Genomic DNA, 20,518 nt, shown 5'->3' with positions numbered 1-20,518 from the left:
TTTCCATGTTGGATGCCAATCTCAAGACCCAGCTGACCGCCTACCTGGAACGGGTGACGCGCCCGATCCAGATCCACGCCTCGATCGACGACAGCCCCGGCTCGCGCGAAATGCTCGACCTGCTGGAAGACCTGGTGCTGCTGTCGGACAAGATCAGCCTGGATGCGCATCGCGACGACAACCAGCGCAAGCCCTCGTTCGCGCTGACCACCCCGGGCCAGGACATTTCGCTGCGCTTTGCCGGCTTGCCGATGGGCCACGAGTTCACCTCGCTGGTGCTGGCGCTGTTGCAGGTGGGCGGCCACCCGTCCAAGGCCACTGCCGAGTTGATCGAGCAGGTGCAGCACCTGGATGGCGACTACCAATTTGAAACCTATTTCTCGCTGTCCTGCCAGAACTGCCCGGACGTGGTGCAGGCGCTGAACCTGGCGGCCGTGCTCAACCCGCGCATCAAGCACGTTGCCATCGATGGCGCGTGGTTCCAGGACGAAGTGGAAACCCGCCAGATCATGTCGGTGCCCACCGTGTACCTGAATGGCGAGCTGTTCGACCAGGGCCGCATGACGCTGGAGCAGATCGTCGCCAAGCTCGACACCAATGCCGCCAAGCGCGATGCCGCCAGGATCGCCGCCAAGGAGGCCTTCGACGTGCTGGTGGTCGGCGGTGGCCCGGCCGGTTCGGCAGCAGCGGTGTATGCCGCGCGCAAGGGCATCCGCACCGGCGTGGCTGCCGAGCGTTTCGGTGGCCAGGTACTGGATACCATGTCGATCGAAAACTTCATCTCCGTGCCGGAAACCGAAGGCCCGAAGATGGCCGCCGCGCTCGAACAGCACGTGCGTCAGTACGAGGTGGACATCATGAACCTGCAGCGCGCCGAGCAATTGGTACCGGCCGGTGCCGATGGCCTGATCGAGATCAAGCTGGCCAATGGCGCCTCGCTCAAGAGCAAGACGGTGGTCCTGTCCACCGGTGCGCGCTGGAGGCAGATGAACGTGCCGGGCGAAGACCAATACAAGAACAAGGGCGTGGCCTATTGCCCGCACTGCGACGGTCCCCTGTTCAAGGGCAAGCGCGTGGCGGTGATCGGCGGCGGCAATTCGGGCGTGGAAGCGGCGATCGACCTGGCCGGCATCGTGGCGCATGTCACACTGGTGGAATTCGACGACAAGCTGCGCGCCGATGAAGTGCTGCAGCGCAAGCTGCGCAGCCTGCACAACGTGCGCGTCATCACCAGCGCGCAGACCACCGAAGTGCTGGGCGACGGGCAAAAAGTCACCGGCCTGGTCTACAAGGACCGTACCGGCGGCGATATCCAGCACATCGAGCTGGAAGGCGTGTTCGTGCAGATCGGCCTGCTGCCCAACACCGAATTCCTGCGCGGGACGGTGGAGTTGTCGCCGCGTGGCGAGATCATCGTCGACGACCGTGGCCAGACCAATGTGCCGGGTGTGTTCGCCGCCGGCGATGCCACCACCGTGCCGTACAAGCAGATCGTGATCGCGATGGGCGAAGGCTCCAAGGCGGCATTGAGCGCCTTCGATTACCTGATACGCACCAGTGCACCGGTGAGCACCGAAAGCGTTGCGCAAGCCGCATAAGCGCAACGACAGCCATCGCCCGGCCATGCCGGGCGCTAAGCTGCATCACGCGTCAGTCGTTACCCGTCACCGCCTCGAGGGCTGCTGCACATGAATCTGCGTGACCTGAAATATCTGGTAGCCCTGGCCGACCACAAGCATTTCGGCCGCGCCGCGACGGCGTGTTTTGTCAGTCAGCCCACGCTGTCCACCCAGATCAAGAAACTCGAAGACGAGCTGGGGGTGCCGCTGGTGGAACGCGCACCGCGCAAGGTGATGCTGACCCCGGCCGGCCGCGAGGCCGCCATGCGCGCACGCGGCATCGTGGCCGAAGTGGAGCAGATGAAGGAAGCCGCGCGCCGCAGCCAGGACCCGGAAGCGGGCACCGTGCGGCTGGGCATCTTCCCCACCCTGGCCCCCTATCTGTTGCCGCATGTGGTGCCGCGCATCCGCGAGCGGTTTCCGCGCCTGGAGCTGTTGCTGATCGAAGAAAAGAGCGACCAGCTGATGCACCAGTTGCGCGAAGGCCGCCTGGACGCCGCGCTGCTGGCGCTACCGTTGCAGGACGATCAGCTGCATGCCGAATTCCTGTTCGAAGAACCCTTCGTACTGGCGGTACCGGAAGGCCATCCGCTGGCGCGCCACGACAGCATGACGCTGGACGATCTGTCCGAACAGCGCCTGTTGTTGCTGGAAGACGGCCACTGCCTGCGCGAACAGGCGCTGGATGTCTGCCATCTGGCCGGTGCATTGGAGAAATCCGAATTCCAGGCCACCAGCCTGGAAACCCTGCGCCAGATGGTGGCCGCCAATGTCGGCGTGACCCTGCTGCCGCTGCTGGCGGTCAAGCCGCCGGTTGCGCGGTCGGAAAACATCCGCCTGATCCGCTTCCGCGAAGACAAGCAGCCCAGCCGCCGCATTGCGATGGCCTGGCGTCGCAGCTCGGCGATGACCGCGTTCCTGGAGCAGCTGGCGCAGTTGTTCAAGGAACTGCCGTCGGACCTGTTTGCGTTGGAACAGCCTGCGACCGGGCCGAAGGCGGTGGCCGCTTAGGGATTCGGGATTCGGGATTCGGGATTCGGGAAAGCGCAACACGGCTGGGGCTGGTTTGCGCGGGGTTGTCGGGGATTGAAGAAGCGGCACGTAAGCGTCGCTTTTTTTGTTTGGGTGTTGCAGGCAAATCGCGTGTCGGGACGCAATGCATTGCAATCACGCGTCCGTGGCTCGGCGCACCGAGTTACGCTTGCATTCTGTCGTTCGTGTAACGCTTCTGCGCTTGCCAGCCGGCTCTGATTGTCTGATTGTGCAAGGTACCGATCAGGCAGCGGGCTCAGCAGCGAGCGCCGTCTGCTTGCGGTATCGACGGCCTGCAGTCTTCAGGCGTTGCATTGCGATCGATCCAGGGCGCCCTCATCTTTCCGACGCTGCCTGCCATTCCGGCGGGCCGTGTTCTTCAGGAGAGTGCCATGACTTTGCAGCATCACAGCGGCTTGCCGCCATCCATCCTCGTCTCCAGCCACGACCTTGCCCGGCTCGAGGCCTTGCTCGATTCCCCCGCGTTCAACAAGCATCCTGCCGCCACTGCGCTGAGCGACGAACTGGGCCGCGCACGCGTGCTGCCGCCCGACCAGATTCCCGGCGATGTCGTCACCATGCACTCGCGCATCGATTGCGAAGACGAGCTGCACGGCGAGCGGCATACGCTCACCCTCGTGTACCCGCAGGAGGCCGATGTCCAGCAGGGCCGCATCTCGGTGCTGGCGCCGGTCGGCAGCGCGCTGCTCGGCCTGTCGGTCGGCCAGAGCATCGACTGGCGCACGCCGGACGGGCGCAACCTGCGCCTGCGCGTGCAGGCCGTGCACGATCAACCCGCCGCCGCGGGCGACTTCCAGCGCGCGGCGCGCTAACGTAGCGCGCTGCGCCATCCCCGACCCGTTCCACGATTCGAGAGAACCCGCATGACTGCATCCCCCTCCAAGCTTGCCCAACTGCGCGACCTGTCCGTGGTGGTCGCCGATACCGGCGATTACGACGCCATCAAGCGCCTGAAGCCGGTCGACTGCACCACCAATCCCACCCTGGTCAAAAAGGCGCTGGACCTGCCGGTCTATGCCGACCTGATCGAGCGCGAGCTGGCCTGGGGCCGCGAGCATGGCGGCGACGATCGCACCGCCACCATCCACGAGGTTGCCGACCGTCTGACCATCGGCGTGGGCGTCAAACTGGCTGAACTGGTGCCGGGGCGCGTGTCCACCGAGGTCGATGCCGACCTGGCCCACGATACCCAGGCCACCATCGCCAAGGCGCGCAAGTTCATCGCGATGTACGCCGAGCGTGGCGTGCCCAAGGACAAGATCCTGATCAAGATCGCCGCCACCTGGGAAGGCATCGAAGCCGCACGCCAGCTGCAGCGTGAGGGCATCGACTGCAACCTGACGCTGATCTTCAATCACTCGCAGGCGCTGGCCTGTGCCGAGGCGGGCGTGTTCCTGATCTCCCCGTTCGTGGGCCGCATCCTGGATTACTACGTCGCCCAGGGCCAGACCCCGGCCAGCATCGACGAAGACCCGGGCGTGGTGTTCGTGCGCACCGTGTACGACGCATTCAAGCGCCGCGGGTCGTCCACCGTGGTGATGGGGGCCTCGTTCCGCTCCACCGCGCAGATCGAAGCGTTGGCCGGCTGCGACCGCCTGACCATCTCGCCGGACCTGCTGGAAAAGCTCGACGCCGAACACGGGCAGTTGCCGCGCAAGCTGTCGCCGGCCAAGGCCGACAACGCGCAGATCACCCCGATCGACGCCGACAGCTTCGCCACCGACCTGGCCGCCGATGCGATGGCCACCGAAAAGCTGGCCGGCGGCATCGAGACCTTCGCCAAGGACCTGCAGGCCCTGCGCAAGACCATTGCCGACAAACTCGCCGGCTGATCGTCTGAGTGAACACGTACGGCCATCAACGCCCGCAGCCGATGCTGCGGGCGTTGTCGTTTTCGGCGATGCCGCGGAGATCGCGCTGCGGTGTTCGAGCCTGGCCGGACACGGTGACCCGCGCATCCGATGCAACGCTCGCATGTGGCTGCCGCTTGAGGAAAGCAGCTAACGCGACGGAGCTGATCGGCGCTGTGCCAGCACCTCGTTGCCATCCGCTGCTGCCCCACGTCCCTCGCAGACGCTGGGTTCGAGCTGCCAAGCGACCAGCCCGCAATGCCCGCCGCTCCACCTGTCGGTCTCCACACCTTGATCACAATCACCACGCACGCAGTGCCTAGAATCCGAAGACCTCAACTGGCGTAGCGGACAATGGCAAACATTGCAGTGGTGATGGTCGACGGCGTGGCCGACTGGGAAATCGGCGTGGTGCTGCCGGCAGCGCGCGAGTGGTTCGGCGACCAGGTGGCCATTGCCAGCATCGACGGGCAGCCGGTGCAGTCCATCGGCGGGCTGCGCATCACGCCGGAATTCGCACTCTCGGATCTTGCGCCACTGGAAGCGGACCTGTGGATCCTGCCCGGCAGCGAGCGTTGGCAGGCCGGCGAGATCCCGGGCCTGAGCGGCTTGCTGGTTGAACGCGTACAGCAGCAGCGCCCGGTCGCAGCGATCTGTGGCGCCACCATCGCATTGGCCTACGCCGGCCTGCTCGACGAACGCGCCCACACCAGCAACTCGCTGGCCTTTCTGCAGGAAAACGTGGTGCCATATGCGGGCGCCCACCAGTTTCGGCACGAAAAAGTCGTGACCGCCGACGGCGTGATCACCGCACCCGGCACCAGCCCGGTGGGGTTTGCACTGGCCTGCATGCGTCTGCTGCACCCCGAACGCACCGATACGCTCGCACAGCTGCGTGGCATGTTTGCCGGCGAATTCGTCTGATGCAGCCGGTGTAATCGGCCGCGCCGCGGCGCGGCCAGGATGTCCCGGCCACGCCAGATGGCTTTCATGCAAAAAAAGATGGCCACGTCGTCTCCGACGTAGCCATTCAAGTTGCCTGGCATGCACTCCCATGCGCTGCCTGATCGTGATAACGCTGCCGGTCACTATTGGCCATCGGCGCGCTGCCACGATCACGTGGTTGGCAGCGTTTCAATCCGGCCCGCCTTTCCGTCAGGCATCCAGCCCGATCGGGCAGCTCACTCCCGTTCCGCCAAGCCCGCAATACCCATTGGGATGCTTGGCGAGGTATTGCTGGTGATCGTCTTCGGCGTAGTAGAACGTCGGTGCCGGGAAACGGATCTCCGTGGTGATGGCGCCATACCCCGCCGCAGTCAGCTGCTGCTGGTAGGCGTCGCGGCTGGCAAGTGCCGCGTCGTACTGCTCCTGCGTGGTGCAATAGATGGCCGAGCGGTATTGCGTGCCGACGTCGTTACCCTGCTGCATGCCCTGGGTGGGGTCGTGGCTTTCCCAGAACGTACGCAGCAACTGCGCGAACGGCACCGACGCTTCGTCGTACACCACCAGCACCGCTTCGGTGTGTCCGGTCTGCCCGGAACACACTTCGCCATAAGTGGCGTTGGGCGTCTGGCCCCCGGCATACCCCACTGCCGTGGTGTACACCCCTGGCACGCTCCAGAACTTGCGTTCTGCGCCCCAGAAGCATCCCAGCCCGAACTGCACCTGGGCCAGGCCAGTGAAGTCACCGCGCAACGGATGCCCATGGATCAGGTGCGTGTTGTGCAGCGGTAGCGCTTGCTCGCGTCCAGGCAGTGCTTCACCCGGACGTGGCATGCGTTGTTTGAAGGCGCCGATTCCCAGCATGGTGCAACTCCGCAATCGTGAGGATTGCCTGCTGGATGGCGCCGGCCGGAGCGGCTTTCAAGCCTGTCCGGCCGGCGCGTGGTACCGGCACGGTCCTTACTTGGTCTTGGCGACCGCCGTGCGCGTATCCACTTCCGGCATCGCCGAGCTGTGGTGGTTGATGATCAGCCACTTGCCGTCGCGCTTTTCGTACACGAAGGTGTAGCGCGCCTGCACGTTGCTCTTCTTGCCGTCCTTGTCGGTGAGGGTGAAGGTGTACACACCGGCATCCACCGCGCTGTCGTCATCGAGCACGCGCACGGTGCGGTAATTGACCACGCCCTGGGGCTTCTTGGTCAGGAACATCTCGAAATACTTTTCGATCTGCTCGCGCGAGGCGCGCACCTCGTTGGAGACTGTCGGCAGCAGCACGCCATCGGGCGCGTACAGGTCGGCCACCTTGTCCGGGTTACCCGTCGCCAGTGCGGCATTCCAGGTATCGAACAGCGCGGCGACTTCGCGTTCTTCGCCGCTGGCCGGCAACTTGGCCTTGTCGGTGTAGTGCATCACGCCGCCAGCCAGCGCCGGGGTGGCAGCCAGGGCCAGAACCAAGGAAGACAGAGTGCGACGCATGGGATTCTCCGTGTGGTTGTTGTGGGGTGCCTCTGAGGGCGAGCCCAGTATCGAAATCAAGCGGCCCCAACAATTCTGCCGTGTGGCATATACTCAAATATGCTGATCGGCCTAGAGTGACCCTATGGAAAACCCCATCAATGCTGGCGATTGGCGCCAGGCCCTGCGACGCGACGCCTCCGATAGCGCCCGTTGGCAGGCGCTCTGGGAGGCTGCGGTGGCGCTGCGCCAAGCGCACACACCCGAACAGGCCTGCGATGCGGTGCTCGGTCGCGTGCTGCTGTTGCTGGCCCTGGAGCACGGCGCGGTACTGGCGCAACGCGGGCCGCGCACGCAGGTGATCGCCAGCCGCGGGCTTGCCCTGCCGCCGGGCGCCAGCGCCGCCGGCGACAGTCACGACGCCAGCTGGCTGATGCCTCCGCGCCCGGCCGACATCCGCGAAGCCAAGGTGCCGATCCACGCGCTCGGCAGCACCCTGGGCATGGTCTGCGTGGCCTGGAACGATGGCCGCCCCGCCCCTGGCAATGACGATGTGCAGGCGCTGCAGACCTTCGCGTTGCTGCTGCCGGCAATGGTGGCCGAGCCGGCCAGGCCGGTCGCCACGCGCCGACGCAAAGTGCTGCAGGACGACCGCCTCACTGCGCTGAGCAAGCGCGAAAAACAGGTGCTGTCGCTGCTTCCACGCGGGCTCACCAATGCCGGCCTCGCGGCTGAACTGGGGATTGCTCCGGGTACGGTGAAAGTGCACGTGGAGCGCATCCTGCAGAAACTTGAGGTAAAAGATCGCACCCAGGCCGCGGTGTACGCGGTGCAAGCCGGACTCGCGCTATGAATGCATTGGCGGTGCGTTGGAACGATTGGCCGATCACCCGCAAGAGCCTGGCGGTGGTCACCCTGCCGCTGCTGTTGCTGGCTGTGGCGCTGATGGCGATCTACAGCGTGGAGCGGCAGAACATCGCCGCCGAAAACGATGTGCGCCGCACGCTGGAAGTGCTGAGCGACCTGTACGAGGCCCATGCGCTGCTGGCCGAAACCGCCGCCGGCGTGCGCGGTTACCGGCTGGTGCGCCGCGACGAATTCCTCGCACCGTACCGCTATGCAGAGCCGCGTCTGCAACCGGTGGCCGACCGGCTTTCCAAGCGCATCACCGACCCGGTGCAGGCCCAGCGCTTTGCGCGCATCAAACCGTTGTTCGCCGAGAAGATGCAGGGCTGGCGTCGCCTGCTGGCGCCGGACCTCAGCCGCGAAGAGGAGATCCGCCAGCTGTGGGACGGCAAGTACAAGCTCGACATCCTGCGCGCGGAACTGCGCGAACTACGCGATTACGAGACGGCGCAGTTGCAGGTACGCACCGCCAAGGCGCAGGGCTTGCGGCAGCGCAATCTGATCATCACGTTGAGCGCGGCCATGCTCGGTGGCCTGGGCGCGGTCTTTGCGGTGGCCTGGTTCGCCTCGGCGCTGTCCGGGCGCCTGCGCACGCTGGCCGCCAATGCCGACCGGCTGGGCGAAGGCCTGCCACTGGACCCGCAGCCCCGTGCGGGCGATGAACTGGGCCAGGTCGGGCAGCGCCTGGCGCAGGCCAGCGAACTGCTGGCCGCCCGCGCAGCCGAAGCGCAGCTGGCGCGGCGCGAAGCGGAAACCGCCAACCGCGCCAAGACCGAATTCCTCTCGCGCAGCAGCCACGAACTACGCACCCCGCTCAATGCGATCCTGGGCTATGCGCAGGTGCTGGACATGGATCTGCCCGACCCCGGGCATCGCCGTCATCTGCAGCACATTCTCGGCGCCGGCCGGCATCTGCTCGGATTGATCACCGAGCTGCTGGACATCGCACGTATCGAGGCCGACCAGCTGGACCTGAGCCCGGAGCCGGTTGCGGTGGACGCGGCGGTGCACGAAGCGCTGGCCCTGATCGCACCGGATGCCGAAAAGCATGGCATCCGCCTGCGGCCGCCCGCCGTCGAAGGCGCGTGGACGGTCCGCGCCGACGCTCAGCGGCTGCGTCAGGTATTGCTCAACCTGTTGTCCAATGCCGTCAAGTTCAATCGTCCCGGCGGCCACGTGCAGGTGAGCGCGCAGGCCGACGGCGAGCAGGTGCGCATCACCGTGGCCGATCAGGGCCAGGGGCTGACGCCGCCGCAGATCCAGCGCCTGTTCACCCCGTTCGAGCGGCTGGGCGCCGAACGCTCGGCGGTGGAAGGCACCGGCCTGGGGCTGGCGCTGAGCAAGAAGCTGATCGAGGCGATGGGCGGGCAGATCGGCGTGGACAGCAGCCGCGATGGTGCGCGCTTCTGGATCGCGCTGCCGCAGGGCGAACCGCAGCGCAGCGAACCGGCGCGCACGCTGTTGCCGCCCGGTACCAGCGGCAGCGGCGTGTGCCGCTTGCTGAGCATCGAAGACAACCCGTCCAACCAGGCGCTGATCCGCACGCTCACCGAGCGCCGCCCGCAATGGCAACTGCTGGAGGCGGCCAGCCTGGCGCAGGCGCGCGAGCTGCTGCAGCACGGCCTGCCGGACCTGATCCTGCTGGACCTGCACCTGAGCGACGGCAACGGCGAGGAGCTGTTGCGCGAATTGCAGGCGCAACCGGCCACGGCGCAGCTGCCGGTGGTGGTGATCAGCGCCGATGCCACCAGCGCCACGCTGGCGCGCGTGGGCAACCAGGGTGTGCGCGCCTACCTGACCAAACCGCTAGACGTGGCGGAATTCTTCACCGTACTCGACAGGTTGCTGGCATGACACGCGACGATATCCTCGGCTCCCGCATCCTCATCGTCGATGACGAACCGGCCAATGTGCGGCTGCTGGAGGACCTGCTGCAGCGCGAAGGCTTCCAGCAGGTCATCGCCACCACCGACCCGCAGCGGGTGATGGGGCTGGTGTCGGCGTTCGCGCCGGATCTGATCCTGCTGGACCTGAAGATGCCGGAGCTGGACGGCTATGCGCTGCTGGAACAACTGGCGCGGCTGTCCGATCCGGAGCATTTCTTGCCGGTGATCGTGCTCACCGCCGACCCCAGCCGCAGCGCACGGCATCGCGCCCTGGGCCTGGGCGCCAAGGACTTCTTGACCAAGCCGTTGGATACCTTCGAGGTGGCGCTGCGGGTGTGGAACGTGGCCGAAACCACGGTGCTGTTCAAGCGCCTGCGCGCACTGGCCGCGCCGGAGGCCGCGCTACCTGGATGGCGTCAACCGGAATGATGCCTGGGCATCGCAGAAGCGCGCCTGGGCGCGACGTGGCGTTGATCGGCAAGGCGTCATCGCGCCCGGGTGCGCTCCTGCGACTGGCGCTGGGCTGCTCTAACGCTACAGCGCGCGGGTGACCTGCCCGCACAGACCGATCTGGGCCAGCACCGCCTGCGCCTGACCCAGATGCGCGTCGGCCACACACACCTGCAGCACGCCGAAGGCCGGCAATTCGCCGGCGCCGCCCAATAGCGATTCGCCGAACACGAAGGCGGTGATGCCGGCATCTTCGAGTGCGTGCTTGGCCAGATGCGCATCGATGATGTGGTTGGCCCGATAGGCGATCTGCATCTCAGCCGCGCCCCGCGCGTTCGCGCTCTGCCCCATGGCGCCACTCGCGCAGCGCCGGCAACGCATCCAGCGCGGCCAGATAGTCGCCGGCCGCTTCGAACAGCGGCACGCCATAGCTGGCAAAGCGCAGCGCCACCGGCGCATACATCGCATCGACGATGCCGAATTCTCCGCACAGGAAACTTCCCGCATGACCATGCTCGGCGCGCAGGCTGGCCCACAGCGTCTGGATGCGGGTGATGTCGCGCTCGGCCGCGGCATCCCATTGCGCCGGGCCTGGCGGGCGGGCGAGATTCATCGGCAACTGGCTGCGCAAGGCGGCAAAGCCTGCATGCATTTCGGCTGCGGCCGCACGCGCCTGTGCGCGTACCGCCAGATCGGCCGGCCAGCCGCGCCCGTCGAGCCAACGCTCGTTGGCGTATTCGCAGATCGCCAGCGAGTCCCACACGTGCAGGGCGCCGTCCCACAACACCGGCACCTTGCCGGTGGGCGAGTAACCGACGATACGCGCCTGGAAGTCGGGCGTATCCAGCGGCAGGCAGACTTCCTCGAATGGAATCCTGAAATGCCGCAACAGCAACCACGGCCGTAACGACCAGGAAGACAGGGTCTTGTCGCCGATCACCAGGCGGGGCAATGGCATGCGGGGCGTGCTCCTGACGGGGTCGGCGCAGCGTACGCGGGGCGGCCGGTTGCCGCCAGCGCCGTCAGACCGGCCACGCCCGCCTATCGCCCTCGTGCGGCGAGGCCGGCGGCGGCGCGCAAGCGAATCCTTGCAACGACAGGACCTCCGCCCCGCCGGAGATGCCGGCGGCTCGCCAGATCAGCTTCTGCCGTCCCGACCCGGGCCAGCCGCCTACCCCTAACCGGTGCCACCGCCTAAACTTGCGGCTTACCTATTGCCGATGCCCCGCATGTCCGAGATTGCAGCCACCGACGCCACCGCCGCGGCGGAGAAGAAAGACTTCATCCGCCAGATCGTTCGCGAGGACCTGGCCAGCGGCAAGCACACGGTCATCCGCACCCGCTTCCCGCCCGAGCCCAACGGCTACCTGCACATCGGCCATGCCAAGGCGATCTGCCTGGACTTCGGCCTGGCGGCCGAATTCGGCGGGCTGTGCAACCTGCGCCTGGACGACACCAACCCGGCCAAGGAAGACCCCGAGTTCGTGGTCGCCATCCAGGACGACGTGCGCTGGCTGGGCTACGACTGGGCACAGCTGCGCCATGCCTCGGACTACTTCGAGGTCTACTACCTGGCCGCAGAAAAACTGATCCGCGACGGCCATGCCTTCGTCTGCGACCTGTCTGCCGACCAGGTGCGTGAGTACCGCGGCACGCTCACCGAGCCGGGCCGCAACTCGCCATACCGCGAGCGCAGCGTGGACGAAAACCTGGACCTGTTCCGGCGCATGCGCGCGGGCGAATTCCCCGATGGTGCACGTACCCTGCGCGCCAAGATCGACATGGCCAGCGGCAACATCAACCTGCGCGACCCGGCGCTGTACCGCATCAAGCATGTGGAGCACCAGAACACCGGCAACGCCTGGCCGATCTACCCGATGTACGACTTCGCCCATTCGCTGGGCGATGCGGTGGAAGGCATCACCCACTCGTTGTGCACGCTGGAATTCGAAGACCATCGCCCGTTGTACGACTGGTGCGTGGACAAGGTGGACCTGGCCGGTCACCCGGAACTGCTGCAGCCGCTGCTGGACAAGGGCTTGCCGCGCGAAGCCGCCAAGCCGCGTCAGATCGAGTTTTCGCGCCTCAACATCAACTACACGGTGATGAGCAAGCGCAAGCTCACCGCGCTAGTGGAAGAACAGCTGGTGGACGGTTGGGACGACCCGCGCATGTACACGCTGCAGGGCCTGCGCCGTCGTGGTTACACGCCGGCGGCGATGCGGCTGTTCGTGGACCGCGTGGGCATCAGCAAGCAGAACTCGCTGATCGATTTCTCGGTGCTGGAAGGCTGCCTGCGCGAGGATCTGGACGCCGCCGCAGCACGCCGCATGGCGGTGATCGAGCCGCTCAAGCTGGTGCTGAGCAACCTTCCCGAAGGCCACACCGAGACGCTGCAGTTTTCCAATCATCCCAAGGACGAGAGCTTCGGCACGCGCGAGGTGCCGTTTGCACGCGAGCTGTGGATCGAGCGCGAAGATTTCGCCGAAGTTCCGCCCAAGGGCTGGAAGCGGCTGGTGCCGGGCGGCGAAATCCGTCTGCGCGGCGCAGGCATTGCACGCGTGGATGAGGTGATCAAGAACGCAGACGGGCAGATCGTCGAACTGCGCGGCTGGCTGGATCCGCAATCGCGTCCGGGCATGGAAGGCGCCAACCGCAAGGTCAAGGGCACCATCCATTGGGTCAGCGCCGCACATGCGGTGGAAGCGGAAATCCGCCTCTACGACCGCCTGTTTTCGGTGGAAAAGCCCGACGACGAATCCGAAGGCAAGACCTACCGCGATTATCTCAACCCCGAGTCCAAGCGCAGCGTGCGCGGCTATGTGGAGCCGTCCGCCGCGCAGGCTGCGCCGGAGCAGGCGTTCCAGTTCGAGCGCACCGGGTATTTTGTCGCCGACCGCCGCGACCATAGCGCGGCCACGCCGGTGTTCAACCGCAGCGTGACCTTGCGCGACACCTGGGCCAAGTAACGCCCACCGATGCGGCGGCCGCGTCCACCATCAGGTGCGGCGTGGTCGGCGCGCCAACGCTCGATTGCGCAGGATGGCGTGCCAACCGCGTGTGCAGTCGTGTTGATGGCGGCTGCAGTTCCAGCCCACCTGCGCAGCCAGATCGCTCCAGTGTCCTGACGCCTGCATCGCCGCAGCCTCGGCACCGCCTGTCCACACGCCGAGCCTTGCTCATCCGGCTGCCGCACTGCACGCTGCCGGGCATGGCAGGCAAGGAGACGCGCAATGCGTGAACGTTTGACGATGGGCGTCGCCTGCGGCATTGGCGCAGGCGCATTGTGGGGGCTGGTGTTTCTGGCACCGCAACTGTTGTCCGCGTTCACGCCGATGCAGCTGACGGTGGCGCGCTACCTGTCCTATGGCGTGGTGGCCGCAGTGGTTCTGGCGCCGCGCGCGCGCCTCACCGCCGCCCGCCTGGGCCGCGCCGAGTGGTGGGCGCTGGTGCGCCTGAGCCTGATGGGCAATCTGATCTATTACGTGCTGCTGGGCAGCGCCGTGCAGTGGGCCGGCAGCGCCGCCACTGCGCTGATCATCGGCCTGTTGCCGGTGGTGGTGACCGTGATCGGCACCCGCGCGGCGGGCGCAGTGCAACTGCGGCGGCTCGCCGCACCGTGCGTGCTGTGCATCACCGGCGTGGTGTTGGTGGCGCTGGACACCGTGCACGACGACTCCGGGCAGCAGGCAGGCGACCGTCTGACCCGCATTGCCGGGCTGCTGTGCGCCGTGGGTGCCTTGGTCTCGTGGTCGGCGTACTCGATCGCCAATGCGCGATGGTTGCGGCGCCGCCCCGATCTGTCCGGTGGCGACTGGTCGCTGCTGACCGGCGTGGTGACCGGTGCGCTGGCGGCAGTGCTGGCGCCTGCAGCACTGATCGGCAGCGCCTCCCACGCACCGATCGACTGGGCCGGCTTCTGGGGGATTTCGCTGTTGCTGGGCATCCTGGCCTCGGTCATCGGCAATGCGCTGTGGAACCGCGCGAGCCGCGTGCTGCCACTGACCTTGGTGGGGCAGATGATCGTGTTCGAGACGGTGTTTGCACTGATCTATGGATTCGCCTGGGAAATGCGGCTCCCCACGCCACTGGAACTTGCGGCGATCGCCTGCCTGCTGATCGGCGTGTTGTGGTGTGCGGCACTGCATGCGGAAGCGAAGTGACGCCGACCGCTGGCGCCCGACAATGCCTTGCCCGCCCAGCAACCGGTATCGCCTGCCACAGCATGTTCGCGCGCTATGCAGCAGCTTGGCGCTGCGCGGCCGTCCTGGCCCGACCGCATCGAATTGGGCGACGCACCTGCACGCCGCGCTGCCACATGCAGCGCATCCTGGGCTTACCATGCCCCTCACCTGTCGTGATCGGAGCAACCGCATGTCCCGTGCCTTGTCCTGGTATCTGAGCAGTCTGCTGTTGATGGCGTCGGTCTTTCTGATCGGCTGCGTGGCCGCACCGCCAACCGACGCGGCCGCACCGCCGCCGGCTGCCGCCAAGCCCATCACTGTGGTCACTACCTGCAAGGTCGACGCCGATTGCGCGGTGAAGAACGTCGGCAACTGTTGCGGAGCCTATCCGGCCTGCGTCAACGTCAACAGCCCAACCGATCCGAAAGGCGTGATGGCGCAGTGCCAATCCAGCGGCATGATGAGCGTCTGCGGTTTCCGCCAGATCAGCGCCTGCCAATGCGTGTCCGGCCAATGCGCTGCGAAGTAGATCTTCATCGGGTGACTGCGCGCGTGCGCGTTACGCGCCGCCACGACGCTGCCTGAGCGCGCCGGACGACCGCCGGCGCCAGCGGCATCCAGATCCGCCCGCGGCGGCGTTTTGCGCGCCGCGTCCAGGCCGATACACTGCGCCGCTTGGCTTCTTCTCCGCTACCGGTCGTCCAGTGATGCTCTACGCGCAAGTCCACCTCACCCTGCCTGCCTGGATCCATGACTTCGTGGATGCCAGCCGCGCCTATCCCGGCGACGACGACAAGGTGGCGCTGGCCATCGCGCTGTCGCGGATGAATGTGGAAGCCCGCAGTGGCGGCCCGTTTGGCGCGGTGGTGTTCGGGCCGGATCATCACATCATCGCCGCGGCGGTGAACCGGGTGGTGCCGCAGACCACCTCGCTGGCGCATGCCGAGAACATGGCCTACATGCTTGCGCAGCAACGCCTGCAGACGCCGCGCCTGAACGAGGTGCTGTCGCCGATCACGCTGGCCACCTCGGCGCAGCCGTGCTGCCAGTGCTATGGCGCCACGGTGTGGGCCGGCATCGACCGTCTGCTGATCGGCGCCCGCGCCGAGGACGTGATGGCGCTGACCGAATTCGACGAAGGCCCGCTGCCCACCGACTGGGTGGGCGAACTGACCCGCCGTGGCATCGAGGTGGTGCGCGATGTGCAGCGCGACCAGGCCTGTGCGGTGCTGCGCAGCTACGGCGAGGGCGGCGGTGATCATTATTGACCGCTCATTGCGAGCGCCGCGATGAGCGGGCTGTTGTGCTATTGCCGCCAGGGCTTCGAGCCTGAGCTGGCGGCCGAACTGAGCGCGCGCGCGGCATTTGCCGGCATTGCCGGCTATGCGCGCACCCAACGCAACGACGGCTATGTGCTGTTCGTCTGCGACGATGCCGCGCAGCTGGCCGCCAGGCTGCAGTGGCGCGAGCTGATCTTTGCCCGTCAAAAACTGGTCGTGCTTGCCGAACTCAAGGGCATCGACCCCACCGACCGCATCACACCGATCCTGGCCGCCCTGGGCGGGCAGCCACGCTTTGGCGACCTGTGGGTGGAACATCCGGATTCGGACGCCGGCAAACCGCTGGCGGGGCTGGCGCGCAGCTTCGGCAACGCACTGCGTCCGGCACTGCGCAAGGCCGGCCTGTTGACCGACAAAGCACAGGCGCGCCTGCCGCGGCTGCATGTATGCTTTCTCGATGGCGACCACGCGCTGCTGGCCGTGGCCGATGCCGACGACAGCGCCCCCTGGCCGCTGGGGATTCCCCGCCTGAAATTGCTGCCCGAAGCGCCGTCGCGTTCGGCGCTCAAGCTCGACGAAGCCCTGCTGACCCTGCTCACACCCGGAGAACGCGAGCGCCTGGTCAAACCCGGTATGCGTGCCGCCGATCTGGGCGCCGCCCCCGGCGGCTGGACCTGGGTGCTGACGCGCCAGCATGTGCACGTCACCAGCGTGGACAACGGCCCGTTGCGCGAGCATGTGCTGGCCAGCGGTCTGGTCGAGCACCTGCGTGCGGACGGCTTCCACTGGAAGCCGGCGCAACCGCTGGACTGGATGGTCTGCGACATGGTGGAGCAACCGCGCCGCGTGGCCGAGCGCATGGCCACCTGGGTGCGCGAAGGCTGGTGCCGCCACACCATCTTCAACCTCAAGCTGCCGATGAAAAAACGCTGGGACCAAACGCGTCTGTGCCTGGACCTGTTCGAACAGCAGGCGGAGAAATCGCTGACCGTGCGTGCCAAGCAGCTGTATCACGATCGGGAAGAGATCACGGTACTGGCGATGCGGGAGTGAGGCTGGGATTCGGGATTCGGGATTCGTAAAAGCGGTTGGTCGGCTCCTGCGCCTGTCTGGGTGATTACTTCTGATTCCGTCGCGCTTACAGCACGATGCGTTTGCTGCCTTCCCGCGCCGAGCGGTAGATCGCATCGACAATGCGAATGTCGCGCAGGCCTTCTTCGCCCGGCGCGCGCAGCGGTGTGCCATGCATGATCGCCAGCGCGTCTTCGTCCATCTGCAGTGCCTGCTGGTGCGGCACCTTGGCGTCGAACACGCGGCCATCGCTGGCCTTGCCGGTCACGCCCTGGTAACTCTGGAACGGCGACAACTCGTACCAGCCGCGTTCGCACTCGGCACGCAGCACATTCATGTTGGCACCGAAGCTGGTCTTGCACTGCGCACGCACGGCATTGGGGAATTCCAGCGTGAAATCCATATGCTCGTCCACTTCATCGAACAGCTCGGGACGGTCGGTCCAGCGCTTGGCGGTCACCGCCAGCGGCTCGGCGCCCACGGTATAGCGCGCAGCATTGAGCGGATACACCCCCATGTCGTACATCGCACCACCACCGAACTGCGAGCGCAGCCGCCACGGGCGGTCGGCCTTGCTCGTATCGCGATACCCGTTGTACCCGGCCTCGGCGCGCACGCGCTGCATCGCGCCGAACGGCTTTTCGCTGGCCATCGCGATCCACCGGCGCGTATTGGGCTCGTGCTGCATGCGATAGCCGATCGTCAACGCCACCTTGTTGCGCTTGCAGGCCGCAATCATCGCCTCGCATTCGCCCGCGTGCATGGCCATCGGCTTCTCGCACCACACGTGCTTGCCGGCCGCCGCCGCACGCAATGCCAGTGGCGCATGCAGATGGGTCGGGGTGACGATGTACACCACATCGATGTCGTCATTGTCGGCGATGCGATCGAAGTTGTCGTAGTTGTAGACGTTGCGATCGGCAATGCCGTACTTGGACTGCCACTGCGGAATCTTGGACGGCGTACCGGTCACGATGCCCGCCAGCTTGCAATGCTTGGTCAGGGCCAGGCCCGGTGCAAGTTGTTCGCTGGCATAACTGCCCAGACCTGCCAGCGCGACATTGAGCGGCTTTCCAGGCTTTTTCTTCGGCAACGCCCATGCGGGTGCGCCGAGCAGGATGCCTGCACCACCGAAGGCGGCAAGCAGGCGGCGACGCGTCAAGGATTCCACGGACATGCAAACCTCCTTCAAGTAAGAGTGGCGACCAGCGCGCGCAGGCAGCATCAGACCGGCGTAACACGTGTCGCGAGGTGCGCGTGACAGGGAGGCGTGTCGGAAGCGCCACGCCGACCAACGCTGCCGGTCGCCAACCGCTCCAGTCCACTTCTGCCGCACTGCTGCAACACTGCCCGCGCACCTTACTTGATCGCGCGTGATCACCGCCATGGCCGCTGCGCACGTTCTGGCACACTGCTGGCGATCCCATCCGGAGCCTGCCGCATGACCGTCGTCACCCGCCTTCGTTTCCTGCCGCTGGCCTTGCTGTTGTCCAGTTCGCTCGCCATTGCTGCCGACACGCCCTTCGTCGCGCGCGACCTGATCGGCGATGGCGCCTTCACCCACAATGCCGAAGGTCCCGCCTTCGGTCCGGATGGCGCGCTCTATGCCGTCAACCTGGGCAGGGACGGCACCATCGCGCGCATCGCCCTGCACGCCGATGGCAGCGCAAAGGCCGACGTCTTCATAACCCTGCCGGCAGGCAGCACCGGCAATGGCATCCGCTTCCGCGACGGGGTGATGTACGTGGCCGACTACACCGCTCACGCATTACTGCGGGTGGATCCGAAGACGCGCGCGGTCAGCACCTTCGCATCGCTACCCGAGGCCGATGGCCCCAACGATCTGGCGCTTGCGCCCGATGGCAGCTTCTACGCCAGCGATCCGAACTGGAAGAACAACAGCGGGCGCCTGTGGCACATCAGCCGCACCGGCGTGGTGCGTTTGCTGGAAGCCGGCATGACCACACCCAACGGGCTGGACGTCAGCCCCGACGGCAAGCACCTGTACGTCAACGAAAGCATGTCGCGCAAGGTGTGGGTCTACGACCGCCAGGACGACGGCAGCCTGCGCAACAAGCGCCTGCTGATCACCTTCCCCGATTTCGGCATGGACGGCATGCGCTGCGATACCGACGGCAATCTCTACATCGCCCGTTACGACGCCGGGCAGGTCGCCGTGGTGTCACCGGCCGGCAAGTTGCTGCGCACCATCGCGTTGAAAGGCCGCAAGGCCAGCAACATCGCCTTCGGCGGTACCGATGGCAAGCAGGTGGTGGTGACGTTGCAGGATCGTGGCGCAGTTGAAACGTTCAGATCCGATCGCCCGGGGCGCGAAACCGGACGCTGAAACTGCTGTGCGCGTCGCATCGGTTCTCAGGCCGCGCAACAGCGTCCTGGCATCCTGCAGGTCACCCGTGGAGGACTCCCCATGCAACCGATCGAACTCAAGGACGCGGCCGCCTTCGGCAGCGAATTCCTGCGACTGACCCTGTTGCAGGGGTTCCAGTCATTGACCAAGCGTGACCTGGAATTGCTGATCTTCGTGCTGCTGGAACGCGATGGCGCCATTTCGCGCAACAGCTCCAATGCCGCGGTCGCGCTGCAGCTGCGTGTGACCTCGGCCAAGGTCAAGGCACTGCGTCGCGACGGCTACGCACGTTGGCGCGCACTGGTGCCCGAAGAGGGCGATGCGGCCATGCAGCGCATCGTGGCCAACGTACTCACCGAAGACAATCTGCGCTCCGGTGCCAAGCACGTCAGCGAGCGCAGCCGCAAGGAGGGGTTTCTGGCCGTGCGCATCGAACATCCTGACGACGCGCAGCAGTTCGAGCAGGCCATTCTCGATGTCGGCGCGCTGCCGGTCTACGAGCGCAACCGCGAAGTGGTCGCGGTGCGTTTCGACACGCTGCTGAAGATCGCCGAACGCTGGGGGTACCTGCAGCCGGATCCGCAGGCCACCGTGCGCGAACTGCAAAGACTCACCCCCACCGCGGAAGAAGTCTCCGACCTGCTGAAGAAGGACATCGCGCAACTGCGCTGGGAGGATGTACGTCGCGCACTCAACAGCCTGGGCGCCAAGGCGGTCGCCAGCACGGCCGAGGGCGGCCTGAAGGGACTGCTCAAGATCGTGTTTCCGTTCATCCCCGGCTGAGCGGCGCGCAGGGCGGCGGCAGCGTGCTGTCGCTCTGGCGGGGCGGGCAACGCCGCCATGGCAGCGCCGCATCCAACCCAGACCAGGCGCGGCCCCGGGCCGCCCATCTTCCGCAGCGGCTGCGTCGAACGTCCCTCAATCCATCCCACACGCTCTATCCTTACGGGCTGTTCCACATCAGGGGGATCTGATGACCACCCGCCGTATCGCCACACTCTCTGCCCTGTTGCTCATCTGCGGCGTTGCCACCGCACAGCAGGCACCTACACCGGCCAGCAGCATGCCGCTGATCGATGTGCCCAGTGCCATCCGCACCCAGCCGCTGGCGGCAGGCGAGGTCACCCATCAAACCCAGCTCGACCGCCCGCGCGGCCAATCCAGCGTGATCGTGCGTTCGATCCAGCCCAGCAGCGTGGTCGGCAGCTACCGCATCGATTTCCAGGCCATGGATACCGACGGGGATGGCCGCATCAGCCGTGCCGAAGCCCAGGCCAATCCGGCACTGGCAGATGAATTCGATGCGCTCGATACCCGCCACAGCGGCTATCTCAGCCGCGAGCAGCTGGCCGGCTGGCTGATCCAGTGACCACGCCGTAAAACCGCAGGCGGCACGCGCCCGCCACCCCATCGCACGGGCGCGCGTCGGGTCTGCTTTTTTACGACGGCACCTC

Annotated in this window: 21 protein-coding genes; 16 read left to right on the top strand and 5 right to left on the bottom strand. The window is 66.3% G+C overall.

Translation table 11 applies throughout. The features are described 5' to 3' along the window. The first annotated feature begins 5 nt into the window (after positions 1 to 5). The 5 genes from ahpF to HG421_RS02970 all read left to right on the top strand — a co-directional run bounded on the left by ahpF (position 6) and on the right by HG421_RS02970 (position 5,446). Complete coding sequence (gene ahpF / locus HG421_RS02990) at positions 6 to 1,598, top strand: alkyl hydroperoxide reductase subunit F (protein ID WP_169705097.1); 1,593 nt, start codon at positions 6 to 8, stop codon at positions 1,596 to 1,598. 90 nt (positions 1,599 to 1,688) lie between these two features. Further along, positions 1,689 to 2,630 carry a LysR substrate-binding domain-containing protein gene (locus HG421_RS02985; protein ID WP_169705095.1) on the top strand — a complete coding sequence of 314 codons (942 nt, stop codon included), beginning with the start codon at positions 1,689 to 1,691 and terminating at the stop codon, positions 2,628 to 2,630. 413 nt (positions 2,631 to 3,043) lie between these two features. Further along, positions 3,044 to 3,484 (top strand): nucleoside diphosphate kinase regulator, encoded by a 441-nt coding sequence (rnk, locus tag HG421_RS02980; protein WP_169705093.1) that lies wholly within the window; start codon positions 3,044 to 3,046, stop codon positions 3,482 to 3,484. A 51-nt stretch (positions 3,485 to 3,535) separates the two neighbouring features. Beyond that, positions 3,536 to 4,504: a transaldolase gene (gene tal / locus HG421_RS02975; protein WP_169705091.1), complete on the top strand. Its 969-nt coding sequence runs from the start codon at positions 3,536 to 3,538 to the stop codon at positions 4,502 to 4,504. 372 nt (positions 4,505 to 4,876) lie between these two features. Then, on the top strand, positions 4,877 to 5,446 hold the full coding sequence (locus HG421_RS02970; RefSeq protein ID WP_169705089.1) for a type 1 glutamine amidotransferase family protein: 570 nt from the start codon (positions 4,877 to 4,879) through the stop codon (positions 5,444 to 5,446). 231 nt (positions 5,447 to 5,677) lie between these two features. Here HG421_RS02970 and msrA read toward each other — a convergent pair whose 3' ends face one another. Both msrA and HG421_RS02960 read right to left on the bottom strand, forming a co-directional pair. After that, a complete protein-coding gene (gene msrA / locus HG421_RS02965) occupies positions 5,678 to 6,328 on the bottom strand; it encodes a peptide-methionine (S)-S-oxide reductase MsrA (protein ID WP_104544276.1) in 651 nt (216 codons plus the stop codon). A gap of 96 nt (positions 6,329 to 6,424) precedes the next feature. Beyond that, positions 6,425 to 6,940: an SgcJ/EcaC family oxidoreductase gene (locus HG421_RS02960; protein WP_169705087.1), complete on the bottom strand. Its 516-nt coding sequence runs from the start codon at positions 6,938 to 6,940 to the stop codon at positions 6,425 to 6,427. 124 nt (positions 6,941 to 7,064) lie between these two features. On the opposite strand from HG421_RS02960, the gene HG421_RS02955 reads away from it, so the two are divergent. Genes HG421_RS02955 through HG421_RS02945 form a run of 3 tightly spaced genes read left to right on the top strand, consistent with a single transcriptional unit; the run spans position 7,065 to position 10,140 of the window. Then, a complete protein-coding gene (locus tag HG421_RS02955) occupies positions 7,065 to 7,772 on the top strand; it encodes a response regulator transcription factor (RefSeq protein WP_169705076.1) in 708 nt (235 codons plus the stop codon). Continuing rightward, positions 7,769 to 9,679 (top strand): hybrid sensor histidine kinase/response regulator, encoded by a 1,911-nt coding sequence (locus HG421_RS02950; protein ID WP_169705074.1) that lies wholly within the window; start codon positions 7,769 to 7,771, stop codon positions 9,677 to 9,679. Before HG421_RS02955 ends, HG421_RS02950 begins: the two co-directional genes overlap by 4 nt. Further along, on the top strand, positions 9,676 to 10,140 hold the full coding sequence (locus HG421_RS02945) for a response regulator (RefSeq protein ID WP_169705073.1): 465 nt from the start codon (positions 9,676 to 9,678) through the stop codon (positions 10,138 to 10,140). The genes HG421_RS02950 and HG421_RS02945 overlap by 4 nt, the downstream gene beginning before the upstream one ends. A gap of 105 nt (positions 10,141 to 10,245) precedes the next feature. Here the strand turns inward: HG421_RS02945 and HG421_RS02940 are convergent, their stop codons facing one another. Further along, the gene (locus HG421_RS02940; protein WP_169705071.1) at positions 10,246 to 10,476 is read right to left on the bottom strand and encodes a DUF2007 domain-containing protein; all 231 of its coding nucleotides are present in this window, start codon (positions 10,474 to 10,476) and stop codon (positions 10,246 to 10,248) included. A gap of 1 nt (position 10,477) precedes the next feature. Then, the gene (locus tag HG421_RS02935) at positions 10,478 to 11,119 is read right to left on the bottom strand and encodes a glutathione S-transferase family protein (protein WP_169705069.1); all 642 of its coding nucleotides are present in this window, start codon (positions 11,117 to 11,119) and stop codon (positions 10,478 to 10,480) included. 271 nt (positions 11,120 to 11,390) lie between these two features. On the opposite strand from HG421_RS02935, the gene HG421_RS02930 reads away from it, so the two are divergent. The 5 genes from HG421_RS02930 to rlmM all read left to right on the top strand — a co-directional run bounded on the left by HG421_RS02930 (position 11,391) and on the right by rlmM (position 16,678). Further along, positions 11,391 to 13,130, top strand: coding sequence for a glutamine--tRNA ligase/YqeY domain fusion protein (locus HG421_RS02930; protein ID WP_169705067.1), 1,740 nt, complete (start codon positions 11,391 to 11,393; stop codon positions 13,128 to 13,130). A gap of 264 nt (positions 13,131 to 13,394) precedes the next feature. Then, positions 13,395 to 14,324: a DMT family transporter gene (locus tag HG421_RS02925; RefSeq protein WP_169705064.1), complete on the top strand. Its 930-nt coding sequence runs from the start codon at positions 13,395 to 13,397 to the stop codon at positions 14,322 to 14,324. A 211-nt stretch (positions 14,325 to 14,535) separates the two neighbouring features. Further along, complete coding sequence (locus HG421_RS02920; RefSeq protein WP_169708071.1) at positions 14,536 to 14,874, top strand: hypothetical protein; 339 nt, start codon at positions 14,536 to 14,538, stop codon at positions 14,872 to 14,874. A gap of 178 nt (positions 14,875 to 15,052) precedes the next feature. Then, entirely contained in the window at positions 15,053 to 15,613 is a 561-nt protein-coding gene (locus HG421_RS02915; protein ID WP_169705062.1) for a nucleoside deaminase, read from the top strand. Positions 15,614 to 15,634: 21 nt separating this feature from the next. After that, complete coding sequence (gene rlmM, locus HG421_RS02910; RefSeq protein WP_169705055.1) at positions 15,635 to 16,678, top strand: 23S rRNA (cytidine(2498)-2'-O)-methyltransferase RlmM; 1,044 nt, start codon at positions 15,635 to 15,637, stop codon at positions 16,676 to 16,678. Between the two features lie 85 nt (positions 16,679 to 16,763). On the opposite strand, the gene HG421_RS02905 is transcribed toward rlmM, so the two are convergent. After that, positions 16,764 to 17,873, bottom strand: coding sequence for a Gfo/Idh/MocA family protein (locus HG421_RS02905; RefSeq protein WP_169705053.1), 1,110 nt, complete (start codon positions 17,871 to 17,873; stop codon positions 16,764 to 16,766). A gap of 264 nt (positions 17,874 to 18,137) precedes the next feature. Here HG421_RS02905 and HG421_RS02900 point away from each other — a divergent pair, with 264 nt between their 5' ends. The 3 genes from HG421_RS02900 (at position 18,138) to HG421_RS02890 (ending at position 20,433) form a co-directional block, all read left to right on the top strand. Then, positions 18,138 to 19,043 carry an SMP-30/gluconolactonase/LRE family protein gene (locus tag HG421_RS02900; RefSeq protein ID WP_169705051.1) on the top strand — a complete coding sequence of 302 codons (906 nt, stop codon included), beginning with the start codon at positions 18,138 to 18,140 and terminating at the stop codon, positions 19,041 to 19,043. An 81-nt stretch (positions 19,044 to 19,124) separates the two neighbouring features. Beyond that, entirely contained in the window at positions 19,125 to 19,847 is a 723-nt protein-coding gene (locus tag HG421_RS02895) for a hypothetical protein (RefSeq protein ID WP_169705049.1), read from the top strand. Between the two features lie 190 nt (positions 19,848 to 20,037). Continuing rightward, on the top strand, positions 20,038 to 20,433 hold the full coding sequence (locus HG421_RS02890) for an EF-hand domain-containing protein (RefSeq protein WP_169705047.1): 396 nt from the start codon (positions 20,038 to 20,040) through the stop codon (positions 20,431 to 20,433). Positions 20,434 to 20,518: the final 85 nt, after the last annotated feature.

The organism is Xanthomonas campestris pv. badrii (assembly GCF_012848175.1).
GTDB lineage: Bacteria > Pseudomonadota > Gammaproteobacteria > Xanthomonadales > Xanthomonadaceae > Xanthomonas > Xanthomonas campestris_C.
This window is presented reverse-complemented; position numbering and strand designations above follow the sequence as displayed.